The 13,257-nt window shown below is 70.9% G+C and carries 12 protein-coding genes; 8 read left to right on the top strand and 4 right to left on the bottom strand.

Annotated elements, in window-relative coordinates; genetic code table 11:
- The first annotated feature begins 27 nt into the window (after positions 1-27).
- From ACPEEZ_RS12640 to ACPEEZ_RS12660, 5 genes are all read left to right on the top strand, one after another.
- Entirely contained in the window at positions 28-1,635 is a 1,608-nt protein-coding gene (locus tag ACPEEZ_RS12640) for a hypothetical protein (RefSeq protein WP_423919609.1), read from the top strand.
- Positions 1,636-1,786: 151 nt separating this feature from the next.
- On the top strand, positions 1,787-2,878 hold the full coding sequence (locus ACPEEZ_RS12645) for a permease (protein ID WP_423919612.1): 1,092 nt from the start codon (positions 1,787-1,789) through the stop codon (positions 2,876-2,878).
- Positions 2,868-3,812, top strand: coding sequence for a TIGR03943 family putative permease subunit (locus ACPEEZ_RS12650; RefSeq protein WP_423919615.1), 945 nt, complete (start codon positions 2,868-2,870; stop codon positions 3,810-3,812). The genes ACPEEZ_RS12645 and ACPEEZ_RS12650 overlap by 11 nt, the downstream gene beginning before the upstream one ends.
- Positions 3,813-3,885: 73 nt before the next feature.
- Positions 3,886-5,295 carry a hypothetical protein gene (locus ACPEEZ_RS12655; RefSeq protein ID WP_423919617.1) on the top strand — a complete coding sequence of 470 codons (1,410 nt, stop codon included), beginning with the start codon at positions 3,886-3,888 and terminating at the stop codon, positions 5,293-5,295.
- Positions 5,296-5,422: 127 nt separating this feature from the next.
- Positions 5,423-6,211, top strand: coding sequence for a hypothetical protein (locus ACPEEZ_RS12660; RefSeq protein WP_423919620.1), 789 nt, complete (start codon positions 5,423-5,425; stop codon positions 6,209-6,211).
- Positions 6,212-6,315: 104 nt separating this feature from the next.
- On the opposite strand, the gene ACPEEZ_RS12665 is transcribed toward ACPEEZ_RS12660, so the two are convergent.
- Positions 6,316-6,966, bottom strand: a complete 651-nt coding sequence (locus ACPEEZ_RS12665) for an NADPH-dependent F420 reductase (RefSeq protein WP_423919622.1) — start codon at positions 6,964-6,966, stop codon at positions 6,316-6,318.
- Between the two features lie 71 nt (positions 6,967-7,037).
- Positions 7,038-8,234 (bottom strand): DUF4232 domain-containing protein, encoded by a 1,197-nt coding sequence (locus tag ACPEEZ_RS12670; RefSeq protein WP_423919624.1) that lies wholly within the window; start codon positions 8,232-8,234, stop codon positions 7,038-7,040.
- A gap of 159 nt (positions 8,235-8,393) precedes the next feature.
- On the opposite strand from ACPEEZ_RS12670, the gene ACPEEZ_RS12675 reads away from it, so the two are divergent.
- Genes ACPEEZ_RS12675 through ACPEEZ_RS12685 form a run of 3 tightly spaced genes read left to right on the top strand, consistent with a single transcriptional unit; the run spans position 8,394 to position 9,740 of the window.
- Positions 8,394-9,056, top strand: coding sequence for a hypothetical protein (locus ACPEEZ_RS12675; protein WP_423919627.1), 663 nt, complete (start codon positions 8,394-8,396; stop codon positions 9,054-9,056).
- On the top strand, positions 9,056-9,292 hold the full coding sequence (locus ACPEEZ_RS12680) for a helix-turn-helix domain-containing protein (RefSeq protein WP_423919630.1): 237 nt from the start codon (positions 9,056-9,058) through the stop codon (positions 9,290-9,292). The genes ACPEEZ_RS12675 and ACPEEZ_RS12680 overlap by 1 nt, the downstream gene beginning before the upstream one ends.
- A gap of 55 nt (positions 9,293-9,347) precedes the next feature.
- Positions 9,348-9,740 carry a DUF3253 domain-containing protein gene (locus ACPEEZ_RS12685; protein ID WP_423919633.1) on the top strand — a complete coding sequence of 131 codons (393 nt, stop codon included), beginning with the start codon at positions 9,348-9,350 and terminating at the stop codon, positions 9,738-9,740.
- A gap of 42 nt (positions 9,741-9,782) precedes the next feature.
- On the opposite strand, the gene ACPEEZ_RS12690 is transcribed toward ACPEEZ_RS12685, so the two are convergent.
- Together ACPEEZ_RS12690 and ACPEEZ_RS12695 are read right to left on the bottom strand one after the other, a co-directional pair.
- Complete coding sequence (locus ACPEEZ_RS12690; protein ID WP_423919636.1) at positions 9,783-11,216, bottom strand: NAD(P)/FAD-dependent oxidoreductase; 1,434 nt, start codon at positions 11,214-11,216, stop codon at positions 9,783-9,785.
- 329 nt (positions 11,217-11,545) lie between these two features.
- Positions 11,546-13,039: an MFS transporter gene (locus tag ACPEEZ_RS12695; protein WP_423919639.1), complete on the bottom strand. Its 1,494-nt coding sequence runs from the start codon at positions 13,037-13,039 to the stop codon at positions 11,546-11,548.
- Between the last annotated feature and the right edge of the window lie 218 nt (positions 13,040-13,257).

Genomic DNA, 13,257 nt, shown 5'->3' on the forward strand with positions numbered 1-13,257 from the left:
CGGCGACGGGGCACGTAGGCTCGACTGATGCGTTCACGCCGTCTCGCCCTGCCCTTCCTCGCCGCGATCGGAACGGCCGCACTGCTGGCCGGCTGCACGACGGCTCCTCAGGACGACGACTCGGCGCACGTCTCGCCGCCTGAGCACGCCGTCGCGACGGCGGCCGCCTCCGACGCCGCCACCCGGGCCATCGAGGTCAGTCGCGCGCTGTTCGAGTCATCCCCCGTCGCCGTCGTCGCGAACTCAGGCGATGCCGCCGACGTCGGCCGTGCCGCCGAGGAAGCGGTCCGTCGGCACGCCCCCGTCCTGATCGCCAGCCCGGGCGCGGGCGCGACGGGCACCGGCGCGGGCGTGACGGGCACCGGCGCGACGAGCGCCGCCGGCGACGCGAGCAGCACAGACGCGAGCAGCACAGACGCGAGCAGCACCGAGGCGACGAGCCCCGGCGAGCCGAGCACCGCCGACACGACCGACACCGCACAGGCCGACGGCGCGGCCGCCGACCTCGCGGCCGAGCTCGACCGGCTCGGGGCGACCCGCGCCTCCTCGTCCGACGACGATGGCGATGGCGATGACGACGCAGGAGGCACCCTCGACGGCGATGCCGACACCGTCGCCGTCGCCACGTCCGACCCGGGCAACGCCGCCGCCGTCGCGACCGCGCGTGCCGCCGGGGTCGACGTCCACGTCCTGCCCGACGGGGTCTCCGATCTGCAGGCGGCGCCCGACGTGCTCGACGCGCTCGGCGCCTCCTCGACGACGCACGCGCTGCTGATCGGCGCCGAGTTCGCCGGACGCGCCGATCTCGGCTGGTCGGTCGCCGCGGCCCGGACCGACGCCCGGCTGCCCGGCGGCAGCCAGCGGCTCTTCCCCGATCACCGGTTCGTCGCGATCTACGGTGCGCCCGGCGCCCCGAGCCTCGGCGTGTTGGGAGAACAGGACGTCGCGCAGACGATCGACCGAGCGAAGGCCGTCGCGGCCGAGTACCAGCCGTATTCCGATCGACCCGTCGTACCGATGCTCGAGATCATCGCGACGGTCGCGGCCGGCGATGCGGGCGCGGACGGCGACTACTCGAACGAGCTCGCCGTCTCGTCGATCGAGCCCTACGTCGACGCCGCGGCGGACGCCGGTGTCTACATCGTGCTCGACCTGCAGCCCGGCCGCAGCGACTTCCTGACCCAGGCGAAGCTCTACGAGTCGCTCCTGACGAAGCCGAACGTGGGGCTTGCTCTGGACGCCGAGTGGCGGCTCGGGCCGGACCAGGTGCCGCTGCGTCAGATCGGCTCCGTGTCGGCCGACGAGGTCAACGCCACCAGCGCCTGGCTCGCCGACCTCGTCGCGGCGAAGGCGCTGCCGCCGAAGATGTTCGTCCTGCACCAGTTCCGCCTGTCGATGCTTCAGGATCGCTCGCGCATCGACACGACGCGGCCCGAGCTCGAGACCCTGATCCACGCCGACGGCCAGGGGTCGCAGCCCGACAAGCAGGCGACCTGGAACGCCCTGCACGTCGACGCACCAGCCGGCGTCGCCTGGGGTTGGAAGAACTTCTACGACGAGGACAAGCCGATGCTCACGCCCGAGCAGACCATGACGGGCGTGTCGCCCGTTCCTGATCTCGTCACCTACCAGTGAGCCGTCTGGCCGCGAGAAAGTCAGCCGACAGGCCGTCGGCTCGTCAGGACGACGAGCCCGCCGACCCCGAGGAGGCACGGGTCACCGGCGCGCACATGTCGCGTGTGTCCTGACGACTCGACACAGCCGGGGGCCGGTACCCTTACCGACAATGGTTATCACGAGCCCCGAGAACGGCCATGCCGAGCACGCGGACCACGCCGGTCATCAGCGACTCGGCTCGGGTCGGGCCCCGCGCACCCGCCGCGGGCGCCGTGCGCTGCTCGCCACGGGTGCGGCCGTCGTGGTCGCGCTCGTCGCCGTCCGCCTGCTGACCTCGCTGCTCGGCCCGCGCCTCCTGCCGAACGCCCTGCAGGACTTCGTCACGCTGACGATCAGCGTCATCGTCGAGTCGATGCCGTTCGTGCTGCTCGGCATCGTGCTCTCGATCGTCGTGCAGGTGTGGCTTCCTCAGGCGTTCTTCGAGCGGTGGCTGCCGCGCCGGCCGATCCCGCGGCGTGCGGTGATCTCGTTCCTCGGGATGTTCCTGCCGGTCTGCGAGTGCGGCAACGTGCCGCTCGCCCGCGGCCTCGTGCTCAAGGGCTTCACCGTGTCCGAGTCGATGACCTTCCTGCTCGCCGCACCGATCCTGAACCCGATCACGATCATCACGACGCACCAGGCGTTCGGCTGGAGCAACGGAATCCTGATCGCCCGCCTCGTCGGCGGCTTCGTCATCGCGAACCTGATCGGCTGGCTGTTCAGCAACCACCCGAAGCAGGAGAGCCTGCTCACCCCGACGTTCGCCGGCGCCTGCCGACGCGAGGCGGGAGCCCGCGGGTCGCACGGCCACGGTGCCGCCGGGCGCGCCGGCGAGAGCATCGACCTGTTCCGTCGCGAGATGGCGACGATGATGCCCGCCCTGTTCATCGGTGCCGCCATCGCCGGAGGCATCCAGACCCTCGTGCCGCGGTCCGTGCTCGTCGCGCTCGGCGGCAATCCGGTCTGGTCGGTGCTCGCCATGATGCTGCTGGCATTCGTCATCTCGATCTGCTCGAACGTCGACGCGTTCTTCGTGCTGCCGTTCGCGTCGACGTTCATGCCCGGGGGCATCGCCGCGTTCCTGATCTTCGGACCGATCATCGACGTCAAGATGCTCGCACTCCTGCGGACGACCTTCACCCCCAAGGTCCTCGCCCAGACCACGCTCGTCGTCGCCCTGACGAGCGCCACGATCGGACTGTTGGTCAACTATGTCGCCTGAGAAACCGACCGCGCCCGGCGGGGGCGCAGAACCCGGCAGGGCCGCCGCAGAGCCCGGTAGGACGCCGCGCGGCTCCGTCGGCCGCATCCTCCGCACGCTCGTCGACCGCTGGCAGGGAGTGCTGCTCACGCTGGTCGTCGGCGTCGCCACGCTCTGGCTCGCGTCGACGGGGCAGCTCGTCCTGTACATCCACCCGCGCTACGTCGTCTTCACGGTCGTGCTCACCGTCATCGGCATGGTGCTCGCCCTCGCCGCCCTGGCGCGCCCGGCGAGCGCCGACCACGACCACGGCGACCACGACGGGCACGGCCACGCCGACGACGCACACGGCGAGCTCGCCGGGCACGACGACCACACCGCCGAGGAGGCACGGCCCGCTCCGCGCGTCCGCCTGCGTCGCCTCCGCGTGGTCGGCTACGGCGTGGGCACCGTCGTCACCGTGGCGATCGCCCTCGCCGTCGTCGCGCTCCCGCCCGCGACCCTCACGAGCGCGACCGCCGGGCAGCGCGACGTGAACGCGTCCACCGCGTCTCTGAAGGGGACGAGCGTGTCGGACGCGACCTCCGCCTCCTCGGCCGCGTCGGCGCGCTTCAGCGTGCTCGACTGGGCGGGGCTGCTGCGCCAGACCACGGATCTGTCCTTCTACGACGGCAAGACCGCCGACATCGTCGGATTCGTGACGCCCTCCGACAGCGACCCCGACGACGTGTTCTACGTGTCGCGGTTCGTCATCACCTGCTGCGCCGTCGACGCCCAGCCGGTCGGGGTCCCCGTCTACCTCGAGAACTGGAAGAACACCGTGTCGGCCGACGAGTGGGTCGAGGTGAAGGGCGGCTTCGCGACCAACCGCAGCCGCGCCTCCACCGATCCGATCGCCCTCGTGCCGACGTCGATGGAGAAGGTCGGGCAACCGAGTGACCCGTACCTCTACTAGCGGGCGACGGTCGGCCGGGCGCGCAGGTCGTGCGGACGGCACGGCCGGGCGCGCAGGCCGGGCGGACGGCGACGTGTTCGGCGACCCCGTCTTCCTCACCGACGACGACGAGCGCCTGGCCCACGGCCGCTGGCGGTCTCGGTTCCTGGCGCTCGTGATCGTGCTGGGCGTGCTCTGCGCCGCGTTCGTCGGGCTGACGCACTTCCAGGGGCCGAAGCTGACCGAGACGCAGGTCGACACGTCGGCCGTGGTCGAGAGATCAGGTCAACAGCTGCGCCTGTTCTCGAACCAGGCGATCGCACACGTCGACGCCTCGCAGATCCAGGTCCGACCCGCCGCCGCGTTCACCGTGCAGACCTCCGGGGACGTCGTCGCGGTGCAGTTCAGCGAGCGCCTGCGCTACGGCACCGACTACGAGGTCACGGTCGACGGTGTCTCGAGCGCGTACCAGGCGCAGGGCGCGACATGGTCGACGGGCTTCAGCACGGCTCCTGCCACGCTGTACCGGTTGGTCCGCGGAGCGAACGGGGCCGACGACCGGATCGAGTCCGCCAGCCTTAAGGGCTCGGACCGCACGACGCTCTATGCCGCGCCGCGAATTCAGGCGTTCGAGATGTTCGACAGCGCCATCGCGGTCGTCACGGACGACGGCACGCAGAGCACCCTGAGTCTCGTCGCGACCGGCTCGGCCGGGGCCGACGGCACGGGTGCCGCGGTCGAGACGCTCCCCCTGCCCGGTGCGGGGCTCGTCACCAAGCTGGGAGCCGATCGGGCGACGACGACGCTCGCGTTCTCCTTCGAACCCACCGGGTCGGCCGACGCGACCCTGTACCGGTTGCCGTTGCAGGGCGAACGCAAGGTCACGCCGATCGTCTCGGTCAGCGGGCAGCCGATCACGGCCTCCGACTGGTTCATGGTGCCCGGAGCCGACGAGTTGATCGTTCAGGCCCTCGACGAGACCGTCAGCCTGATCGACCTGTCGGGGACGCAGCCCGCGACACCGCTCGGCACGTACTCCCAACTGCAGGGCGTCGGGCTCGACGGCACGACCTTCGCCGCGGCCACATCGCTGAACGCCGCCATCATCGATATCGCCACCGGTCACGAGACGCCACGGGGGCCGGCGCCGGTCGGGGGTGTGCTGCCCTACGGCGGCCCGCTCGTGCCCCTGACGGGGAAGTCGGTCGTGCAGCAGGTGGCGCTGCCGGCGGCCGACTACCTGTCGTTCCGATCGTTGATCGTGTTCGACGACGGATCGACGTCGCGCACGCTCTACGAGCCGCCGGCCACCGGTGGTCTCGTCGAGGGCTTCAGCGTCTCACCCAACGGCCAGTACGTCGCGGTCGAGACGGCAGGACAAACGGCCAGCAGCGACTTCTCGTACACGATCGACCCCGTGCCGACCGATGTCACCACCGTCATCGTCGACGTCGCGAGCGGTTCCGTCGTCGCGAGCTATGCGGGCATCGCCACGAGCTGGTGACGAACTCGTCTACCCTGTCAGGAGCACCGCTGGGCCTGTCAGGAGCACCGCTGGGCCCGTCCAACGACACGACGGGCCTGCCGGTCGAAGCGACAGGTCAACCGGTCGAACCGATTGGAACACCGCTGTGACCGACATGAGCCTCCGGCTGCCGACGACGCGATTCAGGGCGGTGCTGAACCTCGGTCCCCGCCGAGCTGCCCAACTGCCCCTGCCGACCCGTCTCGGCAAGCCCAACCTGTTCGCCGAGTTCGACGACGAGACCACGCAGAGCATGCTGTTCGTCGGCTACGAGACCGGTCAGCTGCACCTCGAGACGACCTCGACGGGCATCGAGTACCACTTCCACCTCGGGAACGGCGACGACAGCGAACGGTCGCCGTGGCTGCCGGGCGACACGTCCCTCCTGATCGCGTGGGCGACGCAGCTGCTCGCCGACTTCCACGAGCGCATGCCCGATCTGCTCGACGACATCGACGAGGCCGCGGACTGGCACGAGTCGGGCTTCGACCTCTACGTCTGCGAGGTCGAGGAGCCCACGAAGCTCGACCTCATCGAGGTCGACATCGAAGGAGAACTGCTCACCCTGCCGTGGCTCGGCTCGGGCCGTGTCGAACACGAGCACACCGAGGGCGGCGACCACGACGACGACCACCCGATCGCCTTGCTCTGGAACGAGCAGCACGACGCCGACCCCGACACGGCGATCGCCGAGGCCTGGCTCGACCCGCGCACCGAGCAACCCGTCACCCGCGCCCTGCCCGACGTCGACTGGACCCGCGTCGGCTGGCCCGAGGACGAGGTGCTCGCCTGGCTCGAGGGCATCTACGTCAACCATCATCTGTTGCCCGACGCCGCGGGCACGATCCTGCTCGGAGCGCTCGAACGACTCGGCGGCATCGACGGGACGGACTGACCCGACCCGCGGAGAACGCAGGAGGCGCCACGAACGTTCGTGGCGCCTCCTGCGTTGCCGACGGGGTCGCGTTCGCGACGCCGAGGGTCAGTTCCCGCGGATGCTCAGGCGGTCGCCGTCGCGCGCGTGGCCTTGGCCAGGTTCTCGATCAGCTCGTCGCGGTTCTGACGGACGACGTAGGCCGGCTGGTCGCGCTCGACGCGCCAGCTCTCGGACAACGGGCCGACGTTGACGGTGTCGAAGCCGAGGTCGTCGTAGAGCCCCTGGACGAATTCCGCGGCCTCCTCGTAGTCGCTGGACGTGGCGAGCGCGCGACGGTTCTCGGTGCCGGCGGGGGTGCCGTCGGTCGTGATGTCCTTCGCCATGATGTGGTTGAAGCCCTTGACGACCTTGCTGGTCGGCAGGTGGCGCTGCAGCATCTGGTTCACCGTGTCGACGCCGTTGTCGAGCGCCTCGATGTGGCCGTCGCGCTCGAAGTAGTAGTTGTTGGTGTCGATCACGATCTTGCCGGCGAGCTCGTCGACGGGGATCGACGGGATGGCCCCGAGCGGGACCGTGACGACCACGACCTCGCCGGCGGCCGCCGCCTCCTGTGCCGTCGCCGCCTTCGCCTTCGCGCCGAGCTCGCCGACGAGGTCGGTAAGGGTCTCGGGTCCGCGCGAGTTGCTGATCACGACGTCGTGGCCGAGCCCGATGACCGCGCGTGCGACCTGGCTGCCGATGTTCCCTGCTCCGATGATTCCGATCGTTGTCATGTCCCCAGTCAACGACCGAGGGCCTGAACCTGCTCCCAGGTGCACGGGCGACGGGGTACGCCGGAGGCGCGTCAGCCGGTGGGCGTGCCGGAGAGGGCCCAGGCGGTGGTCGACACGCGTCCTCCTGAGATGTCGGTGTCGACCTCCACGAGCTGACGCTCGGCGCCGGCGTAGGCCGCGACGTAGGCGAATCCGGCGGGCTCGACGCCTCCCGAGCCGGCCGCGCGCCAGGTCAGGGTGATCTGCGCGGTCCCACCGGCGGGCACGTCGATCGCCTGCGGCCCGGCGTCGTCGGCCAGCATGCCGCCGCCGTGGTCGACCGTGACGTCGAGCGGGTTCTGCAGGATGTCGCTGAACGCCAGATCGGGGCAACCGTCGAGCACGCAGGAGGCGTCGCTCACGTTGGTCGCGGTCAGCACGAGCGCACGCGACCCCAGGGCGGCCTGTGCCTGCCCGGCCGAGAACGTGAGCTGGCCGGAGGTGCACCAGAGCGGGTCGATGTCGTGATAGCCCGGTGCCACGAGCGGCAGGGGCGTGACGGTCGGGATCGGCTCCTGCCGAGCGGCGTCCGCGTCGTCGTAGCCGGCCTGGCGGGCGACGTCGCCGATCGGCGACACGACGACCCCGCCGACGGCGGCGGCCAGGAACACGGCCGCGCCGAGGGGCACGAGCAGCCGGCGTCGAAACGGCAGGAGCACGGGGTCGTCGGTCGCGGTTCGTGTGTCGTCGGCGTCATCGTCGGCCGGCACGCCTGCGGAACCGACCGCAGCGGACACGGGCGCGTCGACGGCGCGGACGTCGAGAGCTCGGGCGACGAGCGCCGGGACCCAGCCCCAGACGACGCCCCACTGCGCGATCTGCGACAGGTTGCCGAAGCCCGGGCCGGTCAGGTACCCGGCCTGGGCCGACTGGACGACGAACACGACGACCGGCACGGACGCGACCGCGACGCCGGCGGCCACCGCCACGAACCAGTACGCGGCCACGCCGACTCCAGCGCGCTGAACGTCGGAGGGACGGCGCCGCACGAGCGCGAGGAGTCCTGAATACGCGCCGCCGAGCGCCAGGGCCGACAGGGCGGCCGACACGGCTCCCCAGGGGAACGGCGCGGCGAGATCGACGAACCACACCGTCGACGGGGCCAACAGCGACACGAGACCGCCGATGGTGCCCGAGTCGGCGCCGGTCGCCCGCTGGTTGATCAGGCCGCTGAGGAGCCAGGCGACGGCAGCCACGGCTCCCGGCGCGAACGAACGGACCAAGCGCATGACGAGACTCCCCCAGGAGCCGTCGGTCGCGCCTCCTCGTCGACCCTATGTCACGTGTCCGGTGTCCCGAGACTCCTGACGATCCACCGTTGCGCGCCACCCCCGACGTGGCCTATCGTTTATCGATACTAACGATCATCGATATGAGAGGCGGCTCCCATGAGCGACCCCACACCACCCGAGATCTCGCGACCCGACGGGCACTCCGGACGGGCGGGCGTCCGCGCCGGGGCGGGGCGCCGGTCCGACCGGGCCGATCTCGTCGCCGCCCTGACGCTCGGCCTCGTGGCGGCGGGCGTCGTCGTCGTCCGCCTGATCGTCCGACTCGTCGAGGTCTTCGGAGGCGGCCGCATCGCCGTCCCGGTGACGTTCGTCCCGACCGAGGCGCGGGTCGCCGGGTCATCCGTGGCCGTCACCGTCGACGGCGGCACCGTCTCGGTCGGCACCGCAGGGCCGGGCACGATCGTGAGCATCGTGCTGGCCGAGGTCGTCCCCGCCGTCGCAGCCGTCGTCGTCATCGCCTGCGCCATCGGCCTCGTCCGCCGGCTGATGGACGGGCGCGCGTTCGCCCCGGGGACATCCCGTCTCGTGTCGATCGCATCGATGGCGATCCTGGTCGGCTGGGTCGCGGCGACGCTGTTCGGCACGATGGCGTCCAACGGCGCGCTGGCCGCCGCCTCCGCCGACCCCGTCGACACGTCGGCGTCGTTCGCGCAGCATGTGTCGTGGCTGCCGTTCCTCGCCGCCGTCGGGGTCGGAGCCCTCGCGATCGCGTTCCGCTCGGGCGAGCGGCTGCAGGTCGACTCCGACGGACTCGTCTGATGCCGGTCGATCAGGACGTCGACGCCCACGGCGTGCACTGCCGCCTCGACGAGCTGCTCGCCGACCGCGGCATCACCCTGACCCGGCTGAGCGAGCTCGTCGGCGTCAGTGTCGTGAACCTCTCCGTCCTGAAGAACGACCGCGCGAAGGCGATCCGCTTCTCGACGCTGACGGCGATCTGCCGTGCGCTCGACTGCACCGTCGGCGACCTGCTCGAGGTGACGCCCGCCCGCTGAGAGCGCGTCGGGAGTTCAGGCCTACAGTGATCCCTCGAACCCGAGGAGGCGCGGCATGGGACGACAGTCAGCCTCGCAACGAGACGCGAGCGACGCGGCGAACACGGAGCGCGTCTGTGCATCGTGCGGTCGACGCATGCCGGCGAACGCCGCCGACGACGCGCGCTGGTGCTCGGCCGCGTGCCGCCGACACCGGATCGACGAGACCGACCGGGAACTCGAGCGCACGATCGACTCCCTGCTCGACCAACGAGCCCACGACGCGACGATCTGTCCGTCCGAGGCGGCACGAGCAGTCGGCGGGGACGACTGGCGCGACCTGATGGAGCCCGCCCGCCGGGCCGCACGACGACTCGTCGCGGCGGGTCAGGCGGAGATCACCCAGAAGGGCGCCGTCGTCGACCCGTCGACCGCGAAGGGCCCGATCCGCATCCGCCGCCCGCGCTGACGCCGACGCGCGCAGCGCGGCGCAGCGCGGCGCAGCGCGGCGCTACTCGCGCTGCGTCCCGGCGAACGTCTCCGCGGCCTTGATGTCGGCCTTCGTCGGGATCTCGTCCTCGACGCGGTCGCCGTTCGGCCGCACCGGCCGCACGTCCCCGACGATCGGCACCGCGCGCTTGTACGCGAACACGGCGTAACGGGTGATGAAGTGCATCATCGTCGACAGGCGGTTGCCGTTGCCGAGCAGGCTGTAGATGTGGATGACGATCCAGGTGAACCAGGCCGTGATCCCCGTCATGGTGATGCCGCCGCGCAGCTCGGCGACGGCCGAGTTGCGACCGATCGTCGCCATCGTGCCGCGGTCGTGGTACTTGAACGCGCTCGTCGCCTTGCCCGCCAGCACCTTCAGCACCATGTCGGCGGCGTGCTTGCCGCCCTGCAGCGCCGGCTGGGCGAGCTGGGGCAGCGCGTCCTTGGCGGCGGCGATGTCGCCGGCGGCGAAGATGCGCTCGTGGCCCGAGACGCGGAGGTCGTCGTCGATCTGGATGCGTCCGCCGTCGCCCTGGGGCAGACCCCAGTCGCCGACCTCGGCGTGAGCCGCGACGCCGGTCGCCCAGACGATCAACTCGGCCGGGATCAGCTCGCCGCCCTTGACGACCACGCCCTTCGGCGTGACCTCTTCCACACCCGTGTTCAGGCGCAGCACGACACCGCGCTTGTCGAGGCTCTTCGCGGCGTAGCGACGCAGCTTCGGTGCGAACGGCTTGAGCAGTTCGGCACTGCGGTGCACGAGCGTGATCGTGATGCTGTTGCGGTCGATCTCGGGATACGCGGTGCGCAGGGCCTGATCGCGCAGCTCGGCGAGCGCGCCGGCGATCTCCACGCCGGTCGATCCGCCGCCGACGATGACGACCCGCACCTCCTCGGTGTCCTCGGCGGCGGCCGCCTTCTCGAGCTGGGTGAACAGCTCGTCGCGGATGCGGAGGGCCTGCGAGCGCGAGTACATCGACTTCGCGTACTCGCGGGCTCCCGGCGTACCGAAGTAGTTCGTGTTGACGCCGTTCGCGAGGATGAGCGCGTCGTACGCGATGCGCTCCCCGTCGGCGAGCTCGACCTGGCGGTCGTCGGCGTAGACCCGCTTGAGCAGGCCGTGCCGGAAGTCGACGTTGTCCTGCTTCGACCGGAAGCTCCGCAGGAAGTACGTCACGTCGCCGGCGTTCAGGCCGCCGGTCGCGACCTGGTACAGCAGCGGCTGGAACATGTTGTAGATGTGACGGTCGATCAGGGTGACCCGCACCGCCTCTTTCGCGAGGGCCTTCATCGCGGCGACGCCGGCGAAGCCTCCGCCGACGATCACGACGTGCGGCAGGCTCGGGTCGCTGAACGCCATGCGCTCGCCCCGCGTCGGCTCGGGTGCCGGGTGCGCCGGGCCGTGGGCCGTCGTCTCGCCTGCGGGTGTGCTGTCGCCAGCGGGGGTTGCCATCTCGAAAAGTCCTTCCCTGCCGAACCGGGAGGACGCTCGGGGCCCTGACCCCGCCGTCCACGAGGGTGCTCGTGCCCGGTTCGTCGTCATCGCCCGAACGGTGTGGCCGGCGGGTCGCGCCGACTGTTCCCCCACACCGTATCCCTCTTCGGCGCTCTCCTGAGCACCCGACCCCGACCCCCGAGGAGGCGCGGTGCCGGTTAACCGACACCTGTCGCCTGGCGAGAGGGTGGAGTGACGCGACGGCCTGCCGGGACGACGAACCGGCGGCCCGTCACGGGACACCGTGACGCGACCGCCGGTTCGCCCGAGGACGCGACGCGCCCGGGTCAGTGCACCATCGTGGGCACGTCGGACTCGGCGTCGGCCGCCGGGGCGACCTCACCCGCCTTGCGTCGGATGATCAGACCGCCGGCGAGGGCGACGCAGACGAGCGCGATCGCCGACACGAGGAAGGCGAGGTGGTACCCGTCGAGCGTCGCCTGGGCGACCAGTTCGGGCGTGGGGCGCTGACCCGCGAGCGAGTTCGCGACCGACGAGGCGAAGAGCGAGCTGAGCAACGCGGTGCCGATCGAGCCGCCGATCTGCTGGAACGTGTTCACGGCGGCGGATGCGACGCCGGCGTCCTGACGCTCGACGTTGCTCGTCGCGGTCGCCATGGCGGCCGAGAAGATCAGGCCCATGCCGAAGCCGAACACGACGAGTGCCGGGAAGACGACGCCCCAGTAGCCCGAGTCGAGCTGCAGGCGCTGGAAGAGCAGCATGCCCGCGGCCGCGACGAGGCCGCCGACGAAGATCTGCAGCTTGGCGCCGAAGCGGGGCAGCATGCGAGCGCCGACCAGGGCGGCACCGAGCGAGATCGACACGGGGATCGGCAGGAAGGCGAAGCCGGACTGCAGCGACGAGTAGCCGAGCGTCTGCTGCATGTAATAGGTCAGGAAGAGGAACACGCCGAACATGCCGATCGCGACGATCCCGATGGCGACGAGCGCGCCTCCCCGGTTACGGTCGAGCACGACCCGCAGCGGCAGCAGCGGGTGTGCCACGCGCGACTGGATGACGACGAACGCCGCGACGAGCAGCACGCCGACGGCCAGGAAGACGTACGTCAGACCGGCGTCCCAGCCGTTCGTCTCGGCGTACGAGAAGCCGTAGACGATGGCGACGAGGCCGAGCGTGATGGTGACGACGCCGGCGTAGTCGATACGCGGCTTCGTGGTGACGGCGACGGGCTTGATGTAGACGAACGCGCCGATGACGGCCGCGGCCGCGATCACGACGTTGACGAGGAGGCACCAGCGCCACGACGTGTACTCGGTCAGGACGCCGCCGAGCAGCAGGCCGATGGCACCGCCCGAGCCCGACAGGGCACCGAAGACGCCGAACGCGCGGGCGCGTTCCTTCGGGTCGGTGAACGTGGTCGTCAGCAGCGACAGGGCCGCGGGGGCGAGCAGCGCGCCGAACGCGCCCTGCAGGGCCCGCGCCGCGATGAGCAGCTCGAAGTTCGCCGCGATGCCGCCGAGCGCCGACGCCAGGGCGAAGCCGATCAGGCCGATCACGAACGTGCGACGACGGCCGAACAGGTCGGAGAGCCGACCACCGAGCAGCAGCAGGCTGCCGAAGGCGAGAGAGTAGGCCGTGACGACCCACTGGCGCAGGTCGTCGCCGAAGCCGAGGTCGGTCTGGGCGCTCGGCAGGGCGATGTTCACGATGGTCGCGTCGAGCACGACCATCAATTGGGCGAGGCCGATCACGGCGAGGGCGAGCCAGCGGTGATCGCGGCCCTTCGCGGTGCCGGCGGACAAGGGGGACGCAGCGGTCATGAGGTGTACTTCCGGTTCAGACGGGACGAGAGAAAGGGAGGAGCAGGAGGGGGACCCAGATGTCGCCATCGACCGACTGGACGCGGAGCGCAGTGGCTCCATTCTGCACAAGCTGCACCGAGATGTGATCTATTCCCACGTTGTCGACACCGGCACCGCTCGATACCGACACCACCCGACACCGGCACCGCTCGACACCTGCACCGCCTCGAGATCTG

It is taken from the genome of Frigoribacterium sp. 2-23 (genome assembly GCF_049601585.1).
GTDB lineage: Bacteria > Actinomycetota > Actinomycetes > Actinomycetales > Microbacteriaceae > Frigoribacterium.